The organism is Ruegeria lacuscaerulensis (assembly GCF_013031245.1).
Classification (GTDB): domain Bacteria; phylum Pseudomonadota; class Alphaproteobacteria; order Rhodobacterales; family Rhodobacteraceae; genus Ruegeria; species Ruegeria lacuscaerulensis_C.
Map to the genome: position 1 here is coordinate 87,850 of NZ_WPZL01000013.1, position 20,959 is coordinate 108,808.

Genomic DNA, 20,959 nt, shown 5'->3' on the forward strand with positions numbered 1-20,959 from the left:
TTATCGTTAACCATTGGTTCGTTCATGCGGCCACGTCATCGGTTTTCTCGGCACCGGTCCCGATGCGATTGATGTCTGTCTCTGGAAAGAACTCGGCCCAGACGTGCCAGAATACGCCCGCGCGCAGGGTCTCGACCCTTTGCAACTTGCCCTGATCCGACATGCCCCAGAAATCGCAGCGCGTAACAGGCGTGCCGCTGTCGTTGTACCAGACGCCAAGGCTTTCGTATTTCGGGTCCAGACTGACGACGACATCGCGCCCACCGACGGTGGCGTTGACGATCCAGTCGTTTTCAATAACGAAATCATCCGTCCAGCAGGCGGCATCTTTGCCGATGGTGATCCCCCAGACATAGGTCTTGTTGGGCAGCCGATCATCTGACCGGTCCATGTTGTCCATCACCGGTGCGTCTTCCTGATGCTGGCGGCCGATCCCCCAGCCAAAGGTGATCTCGGTCGCCATGTCCAGCAGCCGGAGCAAGGGGTTTGAGGAAGGTTTGTTCAGAAAAACCTCGCCCTCCGGAAAAGCCTTCTGAAACCCGCGAAACGTCATGCGGTAGGTCGGCCAGGGCTTCATCTGCGCCTCGGGGCGCAGGGGACAGGCGGGACCGTCGGCATTGGGGTCGCGGTCGGCCTCGCGAAATCCGTAAATGTGTTGGATCGGCTCTCCGGTCTCGTTGTCGCGCAGGATCAGGTTGTTTCCGTGCTGGGCCAGAACCTCAAGGTCCAGCCGCTTGCCTTCGATGCGCGGGGCGTATCCCTGCCCAAGGTTCGCCATCGCGCAGTAGGTCATGACGATGTCTTCCCCACCCAGCCCGTTCGTGTCGCCCGCCAGATGCGGCCGCATGATCTGCGCATCCGGGTGCGCGCGCGCGTGACCGTCGTTTTCAATCACAATGACCGGCGCCGTAGGGCCGACGTACTTTCTGGCCTCACTGATAGGAAAGAACGCTGCATCGTTAAGTTGGTTTCGCAGCCCCAAATGCACCCAGACATAGGGAAACCCATAAAGCAGAACGGTCAGCAACGTCGCGATGACCCACACCCAGAACGGACCTCCGCCGAGCAGGAAATGCGCCAGCGTCGCGATTAGAAACCCACCCAACCCGATGGCGATCAGACGGTATTCGTGCCGGATAAAACGCACCATGTTCTCGCGTTTTACTTTCAGCAGCATTTGTGAAACGTCGCCCAGATCCCGGAAGTATACAAAGCCGATGCCGAGCGAGACGATCAAGCCAAGAGCGAAAAGTATGTTCCCTGCCATTTGGGCCTCCTGGTGTCTGAATTCGGATACTGCGAGCAGTTACGGTTATTGTTGTGGCGATGCGCGCTTGGTCAGAAACGCCTCAACCGCCTGTTGCGTTTCGGGGCGGATGTTTTCGATCCCCTCGTAAGGCACGCCGTAGGCAGGCGTTGTATCAGGATACTTCTCTTTCCGCGCCAAATGCCGCCCTAGAATTCGTACGAATTCCTGACCGCCCCATGCGCCAACCTCGGTCGATACCGAGTATTGCTCGCGCGTGTCCCGATAGAGATCGAAGAATTCGGCGACGATCGCGTTTTCACCGGGTCCCGGCAATTTGAGCTTGAGCTGGTCCTTCACGATCGCTTCGGGTTTGGCGACCGAATAGATGATGACGTGATCGCGGCGCGCCTTGGATTCATCGGCGAACAGCAGCGCAGCTGACTGGTCAACTCCGTCCACCAACCGGTCCCGCGGGATATGCTGATGGGCACCGGCAAAGCGGGACAACGTGGTGTAAAGATCAGAGACATGAATGATGCTGTTGAGCAACCCGTCCGCCTCAATCATTCCCGGCCAGCGGATAAACGCGTCCACGCGCACACCGCCCTCGGTCGTGTCGCCTTTGCCACCGGCGTAGATTAGCGGAGTAAAGCCCGATTGCGGCGCGTATTTGGTGAAATGACCGTTGTCGCCCATGACAACGACCACAGTGTTGTCCGCCAGTCCGAGCTCATCCATTCGCGCAAACAGATCGCCCAGCCACTGATCCAGCAGCTGCATCTTGTCTACGTAAAGGCCGCCATTGGCGCTTTCCGGCCCCTCCCGCCCGGCGCGGGTGTTGTCCAATGGGATCATCGGCCAGTATTGCAGGAAGAACGGTTGCTCGCCGTCGGCAAGACGTTCAAGCTCGGCCAGGGTCCTGTCCTGAAACGCCTGGTTCATTTCGTCATATTTGGCAGCGTTCCAGCGTTCACCGGTCTCCATCCGAATCTCACGGATCGGACCGCCGGCTTCGCCTTCGATGACCGTCATCATTGCAGCGGCATCCGGCCTGAACCAGCCGTCCAGCGTGTATTTATCATCATAATCCCGGATCGCGACCGAAACTTGCTCTTTGATCGCGTCGTCATTGAAAATGGTCAGCTGACCCTGCTGGTGAATGGCGTGTTGGGCGTAGTCAAAGCCCTGGTTCATGGCCCAGCTTTCGGCGATATCTCCCATATGCCATTTGCCGACATGGCTGGTGGCATAACCCGCCTGTTTCAAAACTTCGGCCAGCGTTACCTCGTCCTCCGGCAGGCCAAACCCGGCAATATCCACAGTCGTATCACCCATGCCCATCCGCACGGGCAAACGCCCGGTCATCTGCGCCACGCGGGTCGGAGTGCAGGAGGGTTCGGTGTACATTCGTACCATCCTCATGGCCTGATCCGAGAAGTCGTTGATGTTCGGCGTCTCATATCCCCGTACGGCATTGAGCTCGGGTATGCCCATGTCGCCAAAGCCCATGTCGTCGATCAAAACACTGACGATATTCGGAGGGTTTCCCCCGTTGTTTTCCCGAAATGCGGCCAGTGCTTCGTCAACGGCTACATCATCCTGCGCCCATTGCTCGGCAAGTTGCGCCTGCAGGATATAAAACTCTGCGTCGTGTTGAATTGGGTTTTCCTGCGCATCCGCCGATGAGACAGCAAGGCCTGTCGACAGAACGATCACCTTTGTCAGTTTCATTCCGTTCTCCCCCTTTTATTGGTGATGCGATCTGCGACTGAAAACGCGAAAATCGTATCACATTGAAACATTAAAATGTTTCTGCGGAAATTTCTACGGCGCTGATTTATTGCCAGCTCATGAAAACATCGCGCGTCAGTTCCGTTTCCGGGCGCAGGTTTTCGATGCCTTCATAGGGCTGCCCTCTGCCGATCTCGGAGTGCGGGTATTTGGCGATCATTTTCTGGTGACGCTTGACCATGTCCTGAAAGGATGCACCGGCCCATAACGAATACCCGACCAGTGGGTGTTCTTCGCGCGGATCGCGATAGATGTTGTACGTGGGTGCAGCGGCACCGGGTTGGCCGGGCGCGGGCAGATGCATTTTGAACTCTTGTTTGACCACCGACCGCAGCACCGGTCCTTCGTACACATAGACATAGTCGCGTCGCCCATTGCCCTCGCCGTTCAGCAATAGCGCCGTCTGGTCGATGCCGTCGATCACACGGTCTCGCGGGATGTAATCGGTCGCCCCTGCGATCCGTGCCATCGTTGTGAATATGTCTGATACGTGAAAGATGTCGCCTGCGGCGCTGTTGGCCTCGATCACATTGGGCCAGCGTATGAAAGCATCGGTGCGTACACCGCCCTCTAGGTGCTGCGTCTTGCCACCACGGTAAATCAGTTGATTGAGGCCAGAGGTGCCTTCGTAATGGTACATCAGGCCATTGTCGGCCATCAGCACGACAATCGTGTTGTCTGCTTTTCCGGTTTCTTCCAGTTTGGCCAACAGATCGCCGATCCAGCCATCCAGCAGCTGCAGCTTGTCCGCGTGAAACCCGCCATTGCGCGAAATCGCCTGATCCGGATAGACAAAATTCAGCGGGTAGAGCGGCCAGTATTGTAGGAAGAACGGAGCATCTTCGGCCGCGACACGCTGCAGTTGTTCCAACGCCTGTTGCTGATAGCGCAGATTCATTTCTTCATATTTGGCCTGTGTCCACTCCTCGCCCGCGGCTATGTCGACTTCGCGCGCCAAACCACCGGCTGCGGCTTCGACGCCTGTAACCAGACCGTATGGCTTGAAACGCTCGTCCAGAAGGAACTGATTATTCTGCCCCTCTGGAACATAGCCGAGCATATTATTGGCCTGCATCGCCTCGGGGATCATGAGGCTCAGCTGGACTTGCTGGTGCAGCGGGAAGGCGGCCCAGTCAAAGCCCTGATTATGCGGATAGGATTGTTCGATATCGCCTTGATGCCATTTGCCGATATGCGCGGTGTTGTACCCGACCTGTTTCAAAATTTCTGGCAGGGTTACTTCACTGGCCGGAAGGCCCTCGCCAACCAGCGCCACCTTGACCTCTTCAACCCCGGCGCGCACCGGATGGCGGCCCGTCAGCATCGCGGTGCGTGTAGGCGTGCAAGAAGGTTCGGTGTACATCCGCATCAGAGACAGGCCCTCAGTGGCCAGATGGTTGATGTTCGGTGTCTCGATCCCCATGACGTAATTCATCTTGCGGTCGCCCATCTGACCAAAGCTGACGTCGTCAATCAGGATGTACAGAAAGTTGGGGGGCTGACCACCGTTGGCGTCCCGGATTTCAGCCAGTCTGGCATCAATCTCGACATCCTGCGTGTCCCAAACTTCACCGAACTGGGCACGCAAGTATTGGAATTCGCCGTCATGAATGATTGGGTTGTCCTGGCCGAGTGCCGGGCCGGTGCCAAGAAACAGAAGTGGCAGAATGTGCTGGAGTCGCATGTCGAACCTTTCACTCACTATCGCGGGCTGCGGAGGGGGCAGTTGCAACCAGCTGCATTTCAATACTGTTTCGCAAATCCGAGAGACTTTCGGCCAAATCCGCGAGGTATCGGGTTTGTGATACCGTCGCCGTCTTTGAGCCTTCGGCCATTTCCGCAAACACCTCTTGGTAGTCAGCGCAAATTTGATCGAACTCTTCGTCGCAGGCGCGCAACTCCCGCAGCCGTTGAGCTGTGCCGGGAAATTGCTCTGCAAAGAAGTCGTCATCTGACATTGGCGGGCTTCCATCGGATTCGCCGCCCAAGCATGCCAGCATAAGAATATGTCTTGAACGTAAAACACCGCATGCTACCGTAGCAACATGCCGCCAAGTCCTTACCTTGAAGGGATAGTTCTTGACCGCCCTGGCCAACGATGAACCGCAACAGGGTGCGCGCGCGATCGCACCGGAACAAATCCAGGCAGCGCTGGAAAAGGTTCTGGCGTCGAAAGAATTCAAAGGCTCGGCTCGGATGCAGTCGTTCCTGTCCTATGTCGTGAATCAAGCGCTGTCAGGCCACATTGACGAGATCCGGGCAAAAACAATTGCCATGGATGTTTATGGCTATGACGCCAATGACCTATCCAGACGCGAGGGGGTTGTGCGCGTCGATGCCGGGCGTGTGCGGCGCAAGCTGAAAGCATATTACGGGGGCGAGGGCGCGTCGGACACATTGGTCATATCGCTGCCGGTTGGCAGCTATGCGCCTGAATTCAAACCGGGCGAAGGTCACGGCAATCAGCGAAAGCACGGCTCGCTTCTGGTAGGCGGTGTCGCGGTTGCCGCCGTGCTTGGGATTGCCGGTTTTCTTACGATATCAATTTTTGGGGGCGCAAAGACGACGTCGCCGGACCGTGATCAATCTACTTTTTACGATGTGTCACCAACGCGCGTCGAGGCCATGAATCTGTGCAGCGCAGGACGTGATCTGATTTTCCCGGTTGTTGATCTTGCGCGTCTTCGTCCGGCTCTGCTGGTCTTTGAAACGGCGATCGAGCGGGACCCGCTGTATTTCTGCGGTTTTGCGGGTGCGGCTCAGGTGGAAACCATGCTTGCCGTGCTTCAGTTCGGTCAGCCCGTCACAGATGAATTGTTCAAGGCATCTGATGACAACAGCGCCTACGCGTTGGAATTGGCCCCGGACGCCCCATGGGCATTGTCCGCCCGCGCCTGGTTCGAATTCGGTGTCGGCAACTACGGCAGTGCAAAAAACCTGTCTGACCGGGCGACAAATTTGGCTCCGGACGATCCGCATATCGCTGAATTTGACGCTTTGATCTCGCTTTACACCTCTGACTTTGATCGCGTCATTTCGCATGCGGAACGTTACCGGGCGCTGGCAGAGGATAGCGGTGGGTTGGTTGCGGGCAATGCGCTGGGGGCGGCGTATTTTCACACCGGCGATTTCGGCGCTGCCATTCAGACTTACGAAGACACAATTGCAAGCGGCGGCCCATTCGGGCCGATTTCGACGGCATACCTGATGGCAGCACATTGGAACAATGGTGAGCAGTCCGAGGCGCGCAAACTGGCCGAGGTTTATGCGAAAACCTGGCCGAAATTCCCTCTGGAGGCTATCAAGCACAGGGTTTTTGCCGATCCTGAGCCGGTTCAGCAACTGATCGCTGCGATGCGTGCCGCAGGATGGACCGGCAGCGAGGCTCGAAACGATCAGTGAATGATTGAACTGGCTCAGCGAGGCCGCCTAAGCGGCGACCTCTTCCATGGGGAGTTTGTGCGGATAGGGATCACCTTGTTTGTACGATCCTGCAGCGGTGAACAGCACGTCCGTGGACGAATTCAACCCTGTTTCCGCGGAATCCTGCAGAACGCCGATGATGAATCCAATGCTGACCACCTGCATGGCCGTCGCGTTGTCGATCCCGAACAGACTGGCGGCCATTGGGATCAGTAGCAGTGACCCGCCTGCGACACCCGACGCCCCAGTGGCAGCGACCGCTGCGATGATGCTTAAGAACAGGGCCGAGAGGAAATCAACCTCGACACCCATGGTATGCACGGTCGCCAGCGTCATAACTGTGATAGTAATAGCCGCACCAGCCATGTTGATCGTGGCACCGATTGGGATGGTGACCGAATAGGTCTCTTCATCCAGGTTCATGCGCCGGCACAACTCCATGTTGACCGGAATGTTGGCGGCCGAGCTGCGCATGAAGAATGCGGTGATACCGGATTCCCGCAGGCATGTGAACACCAGCGGATAGGGGTTTTGCCGAATGCGCAGAAACACGATCAGCGGGTTAACGACCAGCGCCATGAACGCCATGCAACCGATCAGCAGCACCAGCAGGTTCGCGTAGCTGACAAGCGTGCCAAATCCGGTTTCTGCAATGGTTGAGGCAACGATGCCGAAAATACCGATGGGTGCGACGCGGATGATGGCCGCCACGATTTTCGTGATCCCGTTGTCCAGATCCTGCATAAAGGTTCTGGTTGTGTCGCTGGCGTGACGGAAAACCAGCCCAAGCCCAATGGCCCAGGCGAGAATGCCGATATAGTTGGCCTGCGCGAGGGCGTTCACCGGATTGTCCACGACCTTCAGCAGGATGTTCTTTACAACCTCTCCCAGTCCGTCGGGGGCGTTCATGATTTCCGGTGTTCCGGTCAGTTGCAGCGTGACCGGAAACATGAAGCTTGCCGCCACCGCAACCAGTGCAGCCGCAAATGTGCCGACGATGTACAGAAGTACCACCGGGCCCATTCGGGCTTCGCTGTCCTTCTTGTGGTTGGTAATCGCAGCGCAGACCAGGATCAGCACCAGCACCGGCGCCACCGCCTTAAGCGCATCAACAAAGAAATCGCCAAGCAAACCCACGGTCATGCCTGCCTGGGGCCAAACGGCGGCGAGTAGGACACCGGCGATAAGGCCGACGATGATCTGTGTAACCAGGCTACCTTTTAGAATGAAACTCATCGGGACCATCCTGTTTGTTGTGGGCCTTGCAGATGCATGGAACACCCGTCAAGGCACGGTGATAATTGACAGATTGGCGGCTATATGGGCGTTACGGATACGATTTTAACCTTTCCGATGACCCTGAATTAGAAGAGGCCACCCGTAAAACCCGCCAGCCCGCCATTGTGAAAATGCGCTTCGGGCGGGCATGAAAATTCCAATTTGACGCTAATGGGCGTCAATATAACGGAAATTTTTTCACCTGGGAAGCTAAGGCTTTTTTCTGCGGCGATGATGGTGAGCCAGAAAATTTTTTAAAGAAATCTCAAAATTTGTTTTTTGAAACTGGAAAAATCGGAGGACTGGCTACTGTGTGTCCGCGTCGCAAGACCGTATCTTTGGCATATCCGTGGACACGCGCGTCAGGCTCCACATACAGGTCTGAACTGTCAGGCCCGGCAGATTTGGCACCTGATCCGAAGCCCAGACGCTCGTGATCGACAGGCTGAACGGCGAGGCTGTGGTCGACGCCGGAAAGAACCGGGCGAGTTCTTTCGACGGGAAAGTTCCATCGCATGCTTCGAAATATCCGCTGACCAGAGAGCCTTCGGGGGTCAGGGCGACCGAGCCTGAGTAGAGCGAGTACTCCGCCCCAAGCTCTTGTTTGTCAGTGTAGCGCAGGTCGATGGAAATACGGTCACCCTCTTGAACGATCCCGGCGCTCATGGGGTCTGACCAGCTGGATGGAACGCCTGCCGTGGTGCTGTCACAGGCGTATCGCCCTTCGTATTGACCGGTCAGCGAAAAGCTTTCTGCATATGCTGTCTGAAAAAACAGACCCGACACCATAGCTAAACCGGCGGCACGTCCCAAAACTCGAATTGTGGTCAACATGGGTTCAGCCCTCCTGTCCGAAAACGGCTTACACTGTCAAAGAATGTCCGAGTGTTTCTCGATCACCTGCCCAAAGTGATGACGCCACAAGTTGACGCCGAGTTTTCCGCTGCGATCCAGCGAAGATCCCACAACCGTATCGGCGACCAGTGTCGGCTGCAGACCAGCGTCAAACAGGGCAAAGCCAGCTGCCAGAACACATGTGTCGGCTTGAATACCGCATACAAGCACGCGGTCGATTTCCCAATCCTGAAAGAAGTCGATCACTTCAGGGGGTGGCCCGTACCCGTACTTGATGAATTCACGGTCTGCCCTCACCAGGCTGTTGTCGACTGATCCGGGTTTCCATCCGAGCTGGCGAAAAAACGGCACCTTCTGTTCATCGTGACGCTCAACGGTGGCGGCAGAAAGAAATCCAGAGGCCAGCATCTGACATTGATCCACCAGCCATTGCGGGGGATCAAAGCTGGCTTGAACATCAACAACCAACACAGCCTTTTTCAAAGTGCTTCCCCTTTTCTCCCGGCACCGGTCACGTCCGGTATGGCTCAAACGGCCTGATGAAATTCGATGATATTACCTTCGGGATCGTGGAAAAACAGTTGATGCCACTCTTTCGCAAAGGCCGTGCCATAATCTGAATAAGGAACTCCGTGTTCATCCAACAACTTTTTGAAGGCTTCGATATCGTCCGTCCGGAACGCGATATGGCCGCGCTCGACCGGGTTGATGGTCTCACCATGTTTGAATGCAACATTCAGGTTTTTCTCGGCCAGATGCATCTGCATCGCCCCGTCCGTCGCGAACCGGATTTTGCCGCCATAGCCTGTGTCGTCGGTCGCCTCTGGTCTTGGGAAATTCTCGATCGGGATATCGTCGAGCCCGAGGACTTGTGTGTAAAACCGATGCAGACGCTCGACGTCATTGGACACAAAATTGATGTGATGGAATTCAAGTTTCATGAAGGCCCGGTGAATTGGTTGGCGTATGTGGGCAGCAAATCGTAAGAACGGGACGCAGGCAAGTCCTGCGGGTCGGGGCGCCCAAACTGTTGATACAGCAGCAAGAAGCTAATTCCGGTCCGGTTGGTGCGATTTAGAAAACCGTTGCGCCATTGTGGTGATGCGGGGATAGTGAAGTGATCACAAACTATTGAGTGTCGGATGAAACGCGCTTTTCTGTTTGTTTGCACTATGACCGCAGTGTTTCCGACGGGTCCGATTTTGGCTCAGTCCGACGCACCGCCTCCCAGTGTGACTGTCGCAACGGCCTCACTCGAGGATCTGCAGAAACAGGATCAGTTTGTCGGTCGGGTCGTGGCGGACCAAAGCGTCGATTTGCAGGCCCGTGTCGAGGGAATTCTTGAAGAGGTAAACTTTTCCGAAGGCGGAACCGTGGCCAAAGGTGACGTCCTTTTCAGGATCGAAGAAAGAAAATATGCGGCTGGCGTGGAAAGCGCGCAAGCGGCGCTGAAAAGCGCGCAGGCCAGTGCGCAAAGCGACAAGGCCGCGCTGGATCGGCAGCAGGCCCTGTTTGACAAGGGCGATATCCCTCAGGCTGTTCTGGATACGGCAGTGGCCACATACGCCGAAGGTCAGGCCGACGTGGACGAGGCGCAGGCCGCTTTGAAAATAGCGCAGATAGATCTGGACTACACGGAAATCACCAGCCCCATCGACGGTCGGATCGGGTTGTCTGCAGTTGATGCCGGAAACCTCGTGAATTCCGACACGGGCGTTCTGGCAACGGTCACCAGCGTAGATCCGATACTGGTCAGCTTTTATGTCAGTGAACCGGTTTTATTGCGCGAGCGTCGCAAGGGCCGGATCACGCAAGGTGATACCAAGTTGACCACAGATATTACTCTGGCCGACGGAGGGGCATATCCGACTCCGGGCAAGGTTATTTTTGTCGATGACAGCGTCAACCAGGACACCGATACCATCGAGCTGCGCGCCAGTTTCGCCAACCCGGACGGTGTGCTGATTCCGGGCCAGTTCGTGACCGTAGCCTTGTCCGGATCAGAAGACTCCAAAGTGCTGACCGTGCCGCGCAACGCCGTGCAGTTCGACAATCAGGGGTATTTTGTGTTCTCAGTCGATGACAAAAGTTCGGTTCACCGGCGAAACATCGAGATAGGCAATCAGAACGCAACCCGTACGCAAGTGATATCGGGGCTGGCCGAAGGCGACCGCGTGGTGGTTCAGGGCTTGCAGAAAATACATGATGGATTGGTCGTGAAAGCGGTCGACAGTCAGGGTTAGGGGCTGGTTTGATTGCGCGCTATTTCATCAATCGGCCGCATTTCGCCGCTGTCATAGCGATCCTGATGGCTCTGTTCGGTGCGGTCTGCGTGCGCCTGATCCCGATCACCGAATATCCCCATATCACGCCTCCGCAAATCTACGTCGATGCGAAGTATCCGGGCGCAGACGCTCAGGTAATTCTGGAGTCCGTCGCTACCCCGATCGAAGAGCGTGTGAACGGCATTCCCGGCATGTTGTCGATGTCCTCGAAAAGCTCGAATGACGGTTCTTATACGCTGAATGTTTCTTTTGAGTTGGGAACCGATCCGGACGTGGCCGCCGTTGAGGTGCAGAACCGCATCGCGCTGGCCAGTGCCGAATTGCCCTCGGTCGTGTTGCAGCAGGGGATCGAGGTAACCAAGCGGTCGGGCAACATGATTGTGGTCCTGAACCTGACCTCGCCCGACGGATCGCGGGATGAGTTGTATCTCAGCAATTTTGGCGCCGATTTCCTGCATGATCCGCTGCAAAGGTTGCCGGGGGTGGGGACAGTCCGCCAGTTCGGTCAGTTGGAATACAGCATGCGGGTCTGGATCAACCCGGTGCGCATGGCGGCGTTGAACATCACCGCCGCCGAAATTGCTGACGCAATCAAAGACCAGAACGTTATCGTCGCAGCGGGTCAGGTCGGCGCGCCACCCTTTGGGGCGGCACAGACCGATTTTCAGTTCAAACTGCGGGCCGAGGGGTTGCTGCGTGATGCCGAGGAATTCGGGCGCATCATTGTTGCCTCCGACCCCAGCGGCTCGGTCACCCGGCTTGAGGACGTCGCGCGGATCGAATTGGGCTCGGCAACCTATTCCGGTTCGACCAAGCTGAACGGCAAGGATTCCGCGACTATCGCGGTCTATCAGGAAAGCGCGGCCAACGCGCTTGATATTTCCGACAACCTGCGCGCGCTGATGCAGGAGTTGTCGAAGAAGTTCCCCGCGGGTGTGTCTTATGAGATCACCTATGACGTCACCGATGCTGTCCGCGTTTCGATCCGGGACATCCTGACCACGCTGGCTCTGACAGCTGGGCTGGTGATTGGCGTGACCTTCCTGTTTCTGGCCAGCCTGCGCGCCACAATCGTGCCCGCCATCGCCATTCCGGTGTCTTTGCTTGGGGCTGTGGCGTTGATCTATGCCATTGGTTTCAGCGCCAACATGATCACGTTGTTCGCCCTGGTTCTGGCTATCACGCTGGTGGTGGATGATGCGATCATCATCATTGAAAACGCCGAGCGTATCCTTCGGGACGAGGGGTTGGAACCGCGCGAAGCGACGCTGAAAGCAATGTCTCAGGTTAACCGCCCGATCATTGCGACAACCTTTGTTCTGGCGGCCGTTTTTGTTGCGGTCTGTTTCTTTCCCGGAGTGACCGGAACGATCTATTTTCAGTTCGCACTGACCATTATTTTTGCTTTTGTCCTGTCCGCGGTGAATGCGTTGACTCTGGCTCCGGTGCTGTGCGCGATGATGCTGAAAGCTGACAGCAAGCCTGTCGGGCCACTGGCAATAGTTCCGGCCGTGGTTTTAGGGTTGCGGCGGCAATACTTGCGCCTTGTGTCTCTTATGCTGCGCTACATGGCGGTGTCACTGCTGGTGTTTGCTTTCGCGGTCGGAGCGACGGTGTACCTGTTCCGAACCGTCCCGACCGGTCTGATCCCACAGGAAGACAACGGTGTGCTGATGGCGTCGATGGAACTTCCCGACGGCGCCTCGCTCCAGCGTACACAGGCATTTATGTCCAAGGCAGGTGCATTGATCGAAAAGTCGTCGGGAGTGGAGTCGGTAACTACCGTGTCGGGTCATAGTATGCTGGCCGGAGGGCGCTCAAACGTAGGTATGGCCATCGTCACATTGACACCTTGGGATCAGCGCCGAAGCCCGGAATTGCAGTGGTTCGCCATCATGCACAACCTGGACCAGCAACTGGCCGCATTGCCCGAAGCGGAAACCTATGTGTTCCCCTTTCCAACAATTCACGGGCTCGGCTCAACGGGGGGTATTTCAGCCGAATTACTGGACTTGGGAAAAGGCGACGGATCGCAGCTGGATGCAGTGATGAACGCGTTTGTCACTTCGCTGAACGCCGCTCCGGAATTCGCGCACGCGCACGGAGAATTCTCGGCCCAAAGCCCGCAATACCAATTGTCGGTCGATCGCGACCGGGCCGAGACGCTGGGCGTCAGCGTGGCCGATATCTTCACCGCGCTGCGGGCCAATCTGAGTTCGTATTTCGTGGACAATTTTTTCCTGAATGAGAAGGTTTATTGGGTCGTGATTTCAGCGGATGCCAAGTACCGCCAGACCCTGGACGACATCGACAATATCTATGTCAAAAACAGCACAGGAAACGCGCTGCCTCTGCACAATTTCGTAAGCAACGCGCCGGTTCTCGCCCCGGATACGATCCCTCGCTACAACCTGTTCATGGCAGCCTCGGTCAGCGCCCAGCTTGCGGATGGTGTCAGTTCTGGCGATGGCATTACCGCGATGCAGGCGATTGCCGATAAGACCCTGCCCAACGGGTTTCGGATCGACTGGTCCGGCGTCACCCGGCAAGAAGTGAAAGCGCAGGGCCTTGTTCCCTACATCATTCTCTCGGCCGTCTTGTTGGCCTATCTGTTTCTCGTGGTGCTGTATGAAAGCTGGATCCTACCGCTGTCCATCATAACATCCGCTGTGTTTGCGCTGTTGGGCGCGCTGATTCCTCTGGCGTTGGTGCCTTTCCTGACAAGCAACATCTTTGCGCAGGTCGGGATGGTCCTGCTGATCGGGCTCGCTGCGAAAAAGGCGATCATGGTGGTCGAGTTTGCCAATCAACAGCGCGGAAACGGGGCCAGTATCCGCGATGCGGCCCTGAAGGCGGCGGAAATCCGGTTCCGACCGGTTACGATGACAGGTCTGTGTTTCATCGTCGGCGTCATGCCATTGGTTCTGTCCAGCGGGGCAGGGGCGGCGGCGCGGGTGTCCGTCGGTTACCCGGTCCTGTTCGGCATGATCCTCGATAGCACATTGGGGCTGCTGATGATCCCGGTGCTTTACGCGGCATTCCAAACGGCCCGGGAATGGCTGGTTGGTCTAAGGCAAGCAGAAAGCTGACAGGCGGAAAGCTTCTAAGCCAAAAAATGTTGCAGTTCCATGATGTTTCCCGGATGCTGAACTTTGCGGAAATCGCAACGGAACGGAGGTGGGCCAGAGCATATGTCGCTTCAAGACCCCTTTACCGACCTAAAAATCGAACGGCAGTCGAGCGGGTTCTACAAAGGCTACAGCCTGCCAATTGCTCTGATCAGCAAAATAGCAGTGTCGTTTCTGGTCCTTTGGGCGCTGATCTGGCCACTGACTGCGAATGATACGTTGCGGTCCTGGAAATCCGGGCTGCTGAGCGAATTCAACGTTTTCTACGACATTTCCGTAGCGCTGTTTGCCTTTTTTCTGATCGTAATCGCCATCATTCCCGCGACTGGGCGAATGCGGCTGGGATCCGATGACGAAAGGCCCGAGTTTTCGAACTTCTCCTGGTTTTCGATGATGTTTGGCGCCGGGTTGGGCGTTGGCCTGATGGTATACGCCACAGCTGAACCGCTGGGCCTGTGGGAGACCAATCCGCTGACCGTGTCCGGCGAAGTTGCCCAGAAAAGCGAAGAGGCGATTAAGGGCGCATACCGCTATACCTTTCTGCACACAGGATTTCACGCCTGGGCAATCTATGTCGTGACGGGGCTGAGCCTGGCCTATTACGCCTATACCCGTGACATGCCGCTGACGATCCGAACCGCGCTGACACCCTTGTTGGGAGAGCATTCCAACGGTTTCGCCGGGCATGTGATCGACATTCTGGGCGTCGTCGCCACGATCCTCGGGGTGTCGGTCACGATTGGTTATGGCGTATCGCAACTTGTCGACGGAGCCTTTCTGATCACGGGTGCACAGTGGTTAATGGATGGTGTAATGAAACCCTCGACTGCCGGGCTGATCGTGGCGCTGGTGCTGGTGATGTTGATGTCGACCCTGTCCGCTGTCTCGGGCGTGGGACGGGGGGTGAAATATCTTTCGAACCTCAATCTGATCCTGTCGCTGATCCTGCTGTTGGTGTTTATCGTCTTCGGCTCATTCGTCTTTGCCCTGACGACATATGGGCAGGCGTTGCTGGACTATATCCTCAACTTCGTCCCGCTGAGCCTTCAGGCCTATAGCCCAATGACCCAAGCGGATTTTGCATCCGCCCTGCCGCCCGAAGCAGCGCCCTTCGTCGCGGAATTATTCCCGGGCGCGACCAACGCATGGGGAACGAAAGAGAGTTTTCTGGCCGGGTTGAGTGACGAGGTAGCGAAACTGCCAGACGCCACCAAAAACGCGGTCTATGATGCCGGTACGCCGGGGCGGCTATTCGAGTGGCAATCAGGCTGGACCACTTTCTACTGGGCATGGTGGATCGCCTTTTCGCCCTTCGTCGGCTTGTTTCTGGCACGCATTTCACGTGGGCGGACGGTGCGAGAGTTCATTCTGGGCGCAGTCGTTGCACCATCTCTTGTCTGTTTCGCGTGGATGACAATTCTGGGCGGATCGGCCATTGATCTGGAATTGAACGGAGATGCCAACGGCGCCATTCTCGCGGCCTCGACCACGGCTACATTGTTTGTGACGCTCAGTGAGATGATCTCGGGCAATCTGCTGACAATCATCAGCGTCATGTGCGTGGTTCTGACGATGACATTCCTGGTAACTTCGGCGGATTCCGGGATTCTGGTGATGAACACGATCATGTCCGGCGGAGCAGAGAAAACCGATGCCAGACACCGGGTTCTTTGGGGCGGTCTGCTGACGTTAGTGATCGGCACGTTGTTGATTGCCGGAGGCGGCGGGTTGGAGGCGCTGACCAACTCGATGATCATCGGCGCGCTGCCCTTCAGCCTTATTTTGCTTTTGATGTGTATTTCTCTGGCCAAGGCAATGATAAACGACCTGCGGCGGTCCAGCTTAGAAGAGAGATCGTCCAATCGTTAAGCCCGCTTGTGTATTTCCTGATACTTGTGGCTGAGCACTTTCATCTTGCGCGGCTAAGGTGCACTGCCGAGACCTGCAAGGGAACGTTCCAGCCATGCTGCGTGTGATCACTCTTATTGTTGCTACACTCGGCACCTCGGTCGCACCGGCGGCTTTGCCGGTCTACCTGGACGACCGCTCGACCCCCCGAAGACTTGGTGCATTCGTTGTACAGCGCGATCAACCGCAACGAATACCTGCGGGCCTGGAGCTATTTTCAATCCGGCGCAGCGCCTGCCTATGCTGCGTTCAAATCCGGGTACAGCAACACCGAGAAGGTTGAGTTAAGGCTGGGCAAGGCAAAATCCGAGGGCGCGGCGGGGTCCGTGCAGACAAAACTGCCTGTCGCCATTCGGACGCATCAGTCCGATGGATCGAGCAAGGTCTTCGAGGGGTGTTATACCTTGATACAGGTCGACCCATCTGTTCAGGACATGCCGCTCTTTCATCCCATCCAGATATCAGAGGCGCATCTGACGCCATCTTCCGACGCGTTCAGCAGCGTTAACCCGGCTTGCAACTGAGGTCGCCTATTTAACCTCGAAGCAGATTGAAAAAGTCGTTCCCTTGGTAACGGGTGCCAACGAGATATCCGCACTATGCGCGCGCAGAGTATTGCGAGCGATTGCCAAACCCATACCAGTTCCGCCCCGATCCCGTTTCGTCGTAAAGAACGGGTCGAACACCCGTGGTGCGTTGCCGGACGATACTCCGCGGCCGTCATCGCTCACCAGCAGTATAATTTGCGATTCTCGTTTCTCGGCGATCAGCCTCACTGCCTGCGCGCCATGCTCACCTGCGTTGTTGAACATTTGACACAGCACGACCAATAGCCCGCTGGGACCAATCGGGATTTCAACTTCGCCACCATCAATCCGAATATCCAATGAGGTAAAGTCGCGGCGCAACCTGTCCTGCACTGCGTTCAGGGTAGTCGTCCCCTCATGACGCGCTTCACGTGCCCGGGCTACCTGACGCATTGCCTCGATTTGCTGTTCCAACCGGCCTGCCGCGTTGGCGATCTGATCGACCAGATGCTGGTTTTCGTCCGACAGCGTAGCATCATCCTTTAGCATCTCAGTGGCCGCCTTGAGCGTCGCAACCGGAGTTTTCAACTCGTGGGTGACATGGTCTGAGAAACTGCGGATGGTGGTTTCGCGATTTCTCAAGGTGTCGGCCATGTCGATGACGCTTTGCGCCGTCGTCCCAAGTTCACGCGTGCCGAAACGGGTCGGTGGTAACAGCGGATCAGCAGGGTGGCTGACAACCTGCGTGGCGAACCGCTCAAGCGCAGTTATCGGCCGCAGCAGCAGCCGGACCAGAAGCCAGCCTAAGACGGCCGTAGCCGCCGTGATGACAATCGTCAGAAGGATGGCCGCGTTGCGATAGCCCAGTTCTGGCCCAAGGTAACGAAACGTCACCAGCCCGCTGAGCGACAGCAGCAACGTGCCGCACAGGGCGCCTCCAAGAACAAAGGCAAGGCCCGGGCGCCACTTGCGCCTCATGCCGGTAAGTCCTGAATGCGCACGCCAACTCCGTGGACAGTTTGAATGACCCCTGCACAGCCCGCCTGCGACAGCTTCGCCCGAAGGTTTCGCAGATGGCTGTCCAAAGTCCTGTCGGACACTTGCGAAAGTACGCCCCAGACAGCCTGTATCAGCTGGGTGCGGCTGTGTACGTGGCTGGGGCGTTCGATCAGTGTGGCGAGCAATGTGAATTCGGTTGCCGTCAGCGGCACGGTGTTTCCGTCCAACTTGCATATGTGCGCACTGGCATCCATCGTGATCCGTCCGTGGGATAAGGTCGATGCAGGGCGAGGTGCCGCCGTACGTTTCAGAATTGCTTTGACCCGGGCCACCAGTTCGCGGGGGCTGAAGGGCTTGGTCACGTAGTCATCCGCCCCCATTTCCAACCCCAGTACCCGGTCGATCTCGTCGTCTCGGGCGGTCAGAAACAGGATTGGCACTTCGGATCTGGCGCGGATGCGGAGGCACACCTCGAACCCGTCCATCTCAGGCAGACCGATATCCAGAACGATCAGGTCTGGCGCTTCGCGGGCGGCGTGAGTCACAGCGATCTGGCCGTCGCTGGCCGTAACCACCTGAAACCCCGCGCGTTCCAGCGCCAAACCGACCAGGTCGCGCAGGCCGGGGTCATCGTCAACCAACAGGATTTTCATCGCGCCTCGCCTTGTGCAATCGATTTCGCAGCAAGATAGCCGTTCACACGTGCGGTGCGAAAGTCCCATTCACGCCAGTCCAGGGCGGCTGGGTCTGGATGTACACAATCGTAAGCCCACCCGGGAACGTCAGGGATCGGATGAAGCTCAATCTGCGTCACGATGGCTTTGGCCGCCGAGTGCCCCAGTGTGCACAAATATGCCCAGTCCGGCTTGATTTTGCGCTCCGGGTCAGCGGCGCGCGACAGCGTATCCGTTGCGATCAACGCTGCAAAATTGATGAAGGTGCAGGCATAAAGCGTTGCAGCACCCATTCCCGCAACTCGCGACAACAACCAGAAAGACGAATGTTCACGCAATACTTGCCAGACTATCATCGCGAGGCCGACAGCGACCAATCCCATCCAGATCAGTGCATGGACGCGCAGATATGTCAGGCCGAACGCGTCGATATACAAGTTCAGCCGAAACGCGGCAGAAAGTGTCAGCAGAACGTTTTGCGTCAGCCACAGCAACAGCAGGGGTTTCAAGGCGTGATGCTGTTTCAGAAACGGGCGGGCGGCCAGGGCGAACGCGCCGGCCAGCAAGGCCGTGATCAGCAGGGGATAAGCGCCACGATGTGCATAGGTTGCGTGGCTCATTCCTTCGGGCAGGGCGGCGCCTCCGAACAAGATCGAAATGTCCATCACTGACTGGAGGACCAGAAGCAAGTTGAACAGAACCAGAGCCCGGAAAACCGACCTGGAGTTCAGGACGCGCGACAGATCCCAATTGGGCGTTGAAATCTCAATAGGTGCATCGGGCGCCCGGACGGTCAAAAATGGCCAGACCAACAACGCCAAACCAACCCAAAGCGCCAACCGCCGGACAAGAGTGAAAACTTCAATATCGATCCGCCACATCCTCAGCAACATGTGTTCCAATACCGGATTGGCACTTATTAACAGGGCACTTAACACCATCACACCGCCCAGCGGAAAGGCCCAATCGCGGGCAAACGAAATGACAGAGAATCTGCCGGACCGGCCCTGCGACTTCATATGGATTTTCAGGGCCCTGATCCGGTCAACGCATTCACATACACCTGCGGTCGGAATTGTTTCGATGAGGCGGATGACAGCAGATGCCAACCATGGCCAAATGTCTCCTGCCTTGATCTCAGCGGGCAGACGTAAGAAGGCAACAGCACTCAGAAGTCCTGCTGCAAGGAATGACAGCGACAATAGCTGGACGTGCTCGAGTATCGGAAGCGTGGTCAGCATCAGCAGCCCGGCGGGCGCCAGAACCCGCCTGCCGATGGGGTTTTCCAGGCAGGCGATCGCAAAAATGCTCCAGGCGAATATCGCCAGTGAAAGGCCTGGCCTGTGCGCCCAAAACAACTGATCGCCTAGCAGAACAAGGGCGAAAAGCCCGATAAGTCTGGGATAGTTCCTATCACTTCCCAAGATCGAACCAGACCGCGACACCGGGGGCGTCAGGTCGGCGGGAAGGCCGCCTTCACTTGCAAGCCACCAGCCATCCCGAGCAAGGGAATGGGGCAATCCACGTATGACGAGTTCTTTAGGCATGACTTTCTCCAACTTGAGTTTCTCAAGATTGGACAAGTGGAATGCAGTTAATCCGTAGGAGTTGTGCAGAAAACTCGCAGGTCATTTTGCAGGCCTACCTGCCGAGGCCGAGGTTTGTCCTGAATTCAGGTCAGTGTTCGCTGCTGCCACACTTACCGCGCAGAAACCTGGCTAATGTGTGCGATGCTGATCTGATAGGTGCCCTGCGTAACGACGGCTACGAACGTCTTCGGGTGTTGTTTTGTAATGCGCGCGGAACGCGCGACCCAGTGCTGCGGCTGAAGAAAAGCCCGTCGCCGTCGATATTTCCAGTTGGGGCATGTCTGTGTATCGCAACAGGCTGTGGGCGCGTTCCAGGCGCAATTCCCGATAGGTCGTCAAAAGTTTGACGCCCGTTTTGTGCAGGAACCGTCGCTGAAGCTGGCGTGTGGACGTGCCAAGTGACTGCGACAGATCTGAAATCCTGAGCGGATCCTCAACGTTGTCCAGCATCTTGTCGATAACCTGACGCACCATTGGATCAGCCCCGGATCGCTGAATGAGGCGAACTGCGAGTTGGCTTGCGCATGTTCGTTTCGGTTCTGTCAGCCCGATATAGCTGCGCAATGTATCCGCCAAATGTTCGCCGTGATCCAGAGAAACGAACTCTGACATCAGTGTCAGCGCACTTAGCTTCGTCGAAGCACTGTGCGTTCGACCATCTACTGACTTGTGTGTGCCGGTTCCGCAATCGATAAGCCCGACTTCCTGCGCAGCGGCAGAGAAATTCGGGTGAATGGAAGCAATGGCCCCGTCTGCCCGCCCCGTTTGAGCAAGAAGCAGGACCGCCCCTCCGACAAAAATAGAGCGAGAAGACAAATTCATCACCTGTGTGATCCAGGCCTTATCCCGTCCCTTGAATTGCCAGTTCTTGTGGATGTCTCCCCAGAAAATCGCTGTACGGCCCGCCCAATACAACGGCCCGCCTGCGGTGTCCTCGGCGACCTTTCGGAAATTGACGATGTAGGTGTAGTCTTCAACGAGGTCATTCAAAGCGCGGAAAAATTCGACGACCATCTCGGTCGAAGCTTTGGCTTCCGGATCGCTTAGAATGACGTCAATGTTTTGTATTCTTTCAGGCGTCGAGGGCGCTGTTCTGGCCAAATGGGCATGGTCGTTTCTGAGGACATAGTGTTTCATTGTTCCTCCACCTGCAAGGTGCGGACAATACCAGCCGCGCCATTGCTCTCTTTTGGTTTTTCCCCGCCGCTGGAGCGGCGGGGGGTTTTGTTTTTGAGTGGTGGTTATTCTGCGGC

At 56.7% G+C, this 20,959-nt stretch carries 17 protein-coding genes; 5 read left to right on the top strand and 12 right to left on the bottom strand.

The genetic code is table 11. The features are described from left to right. Positions 1–22: 22 nt before the first annotated feature. The 4 genes from GOX66_RS15630 to GOX66_RS15645 form a co-directional block, all read right to left on the bottom strand. Positions 23–1,267, bottom strand: coding sequence for a DUF3179 domain-containing (seleno)protein (locus tag GOX66_RS15630; protein WP_170763665.1), 1,245 nt, complete (start codon positions 1,265–1,267; stop codon positions 23–25). A gap of 45 nt (positions 1,268–1,312) precedes the next feature. Further along, positions 1,313–2,980 (bottom strand): sulfatase-like hydrolase/transferase, encoded by a 1,668-nt coding sequence (locus GOX66_RS15635; protein WP_170763666.1) that lies wholly within the window; start codon positions 2,978–2,980, stop codon positions 1,313–1,315. A 106-nt stretch (positions 2,981–3,086) separates the two neighbouring features. After that, positions 3,087–4,724 carry a sulfatase-like hydrolase/transferase gene (locus tag GOX66_RS15640; RefSeq protein WP_170763667.1) on the bottom strand — a complete coding sequence of 546 codons (1,638 nt, stop codon included), beginning with the start codon at positions 4,722–4,724 and terminating at the stop codon, positions 3,087–3,089. 10 nt (positions 4,725–4,734) lie between these two features. Next, positions 4,735–4,998 (bottom strand): hypothetical protein, encoded by a 264-nt coding sequence (locus GOX66_RS15645; RefSeq protein WP_170763668.1) that lies wholly within the window; start codon positions 4,996–4,998, stop codon positions 4,735–4,737. A 121-nt stretch (positions 4,999–5,119) separates the two neighbouring features. Between GOX66_RS15645 and GOX66_RS15650 the strand changes: the two genes are divergently transcribed. Continuing rightward, complete coding sequence (locus GOX66_RS15650; RefSeq protein WP_237212630.1) at positions 5,120–6,442, top strand: tetratricopeptide repeat protein; 1,323 nt, start codon at positions 5,120–5,122, stop codon at positions 6,440–6,442. A gap of 27 nt (positions 6,443–6,469) precedes the next feature. On the opposite strand, the gene sstT is transcribed toward GOX66_RS15650, so the two are convergent. From sstT to GOX66_RS15670, 4 genes are all read right to left on the bottom strand, one after another. After that, positions 6,470–7,699: a serine/threonine transporter SstT gene (gene sstT, locus GOX66_RS15655; protein ID WP_214652673.1), complete on the bottom strand. Its 1,230-nt coding sequence runs from the start codon at positions 7,697–7,699 to the stop codon at positions 6,470–6,472. Between the two features lie 348 nt (positions 7,700–8,047). Then, positions 8,048–8,575 carry a hypothetical protein gene (locus GOX66_RS15660; RefSeq protein WP_170763670.1) on the bottom strand — a complete coding sequence of 176 codons (528 nt, stop codon included), beginning with the start codon at positions 8,573–8,575 and terminating at the stop codon, positions 8,048–8,050. A 36-nt stretch (positions 8,576–8,611) separates the two neighbouring features. Next, the gene (locus GOX66_RS15665; RefSeq protein WP_170763671.1) at positions 8,612–9,079 is read right to left on the bottom strand and encodes an isochorismatase family protein; all 468 of its coding nucleotides are present in this window, start codon (positions 9,077–9,079) and stop codon (positions 8,612–8,614) included. 44 nt (positions 9,080–9,123) lie between these two features. After that, entirely contained in the window at positions 9,124–9,537 is a 414-nt protein-coding gene (locus tag GOX66_RS15670) for a VOC family protein (protein WP_170763672.1), read from the bottom strand. A 201-nt stretch (positions 9,538–9,738) separates the two neighbouring features. On the opposite strand from GOX66_RS15670, the gene GOX66_RS15675 reads away from it, so the two are divergent. The 4 genes from GOX66_RS15675 to GOX66_RS15690 all read left to right on the top strand — a co-directional run bounded on the left by GOX66_RS15675 (position 9,739) and on the right by GOX66_RS15690 (position 16,441). Next, entirely contained in the window at positions 9,739–10,839 is a 1,101-nt protein-coding gene (locus GOX66_RS15675) for an efflux RND transporter periplasmic adaptor subunit (RefSeq protein ID WP_170763673.1), read from the top strand. A gap of 8 nt (positions 10,840–10,847) precedes the next feature. Then, positions 10,848–13,970 (top strand): efflux RND transporter permease subunit, encoded by a 3,123-nt coding sequence (locus tag GOX66_RS15680; RefSeq protein WP_170763674.1) that lies wholly within the window; start codon positions 10,848–10,850, stop codon positions 13,968–13,970. Positions 13,971–14,072: 102 nt separating this feature from the next. Continuing rightward, positions 14,073–15,878 carry a BCCT family transporter gene (locus tag GOX66_RS15685; RefSeq protein WP_170763675.1) on the top strand — a complete coding sequence of 602 codons (1,806 nt, stop codon included), beginning with the start codon at positions 14,073–14,075 and terminating at the stop codon, positions 15,876–15,878. 197 nt (positions 15,879–16,075) lie between these two features. Continuing rightward, entirely contained in the window at positions 16,076–16,441 is a 366-nt protein-coding gene (locus GOX66_RS15690; RefSeq protein ID WP_170763676.1) for a hypothetical protein, read from the top strand. Between the two features lie 6 nt (positions 16,442–16,447). On the opposite strand, the gene GOX66_RS15695 is transcribed toward GOX66_RS15690, so the two are convergent. The 4 genes from GOX66_RS15695 to GOX66_RS15710 all read right to left on the bottom strand — a co-directional run bounded on the left by GOX66_RS15695 (position 16,448) and on the right by GOX66_RS15710 (position 20,843). Continuing rightward, positions 16,448–17,422 carry a sensor histidine kinase gene (locus tag GOX66_RS15695; protein WP_170763677.1) on the bottom strand — a complete coding sequence of 325 codons (975 nt, stop codon included), beginning with the start codon at positions 17,420–17,422 and terminating at the stop codon, positions 16,448–16,450. Next, a complete protein-coding gene (locus tag GOX66_RS15700) occupies positions 17,419–18,096 on the bottom strand; it encodes a response regulator transcription factor (RefSeq protein ID WP_170763678.1) in 678 nt (225 codons plus the stop codon). Before GOX66_RS15700 ends, GOX66_RS15695 begins: the two co-directional genes overlap by 4 nt. Beyond that, a complete protein-coding gene (locus GOX66_RS15705) occupies positions 18,093–19,664 on the bottom strand; it encodes a DUF4153 domain-containing protein (RefSeq protein WP_170763679.1) in 1,572 nt (523 codons plus the stop codon). Before GOX66_RS15705 ends, GOX66_RS15700 begins: the two co-directional genes overlap by 4 nt. A gap of 171 nt (positions 19,665–19,835) precedes the next feature. Beyond that, a complete protein-coding gene (locus GOX66_RS15710; protein ID WP_170763680.1) occupies positions 19,836–20,843 on the bottom strand; it encodes a helix-turn-helix domain-containing protein in 1,008 nt (335 codons plus the stop codon). Positions 20,844–20,959 lie beyond the last annotated feature (116 nt).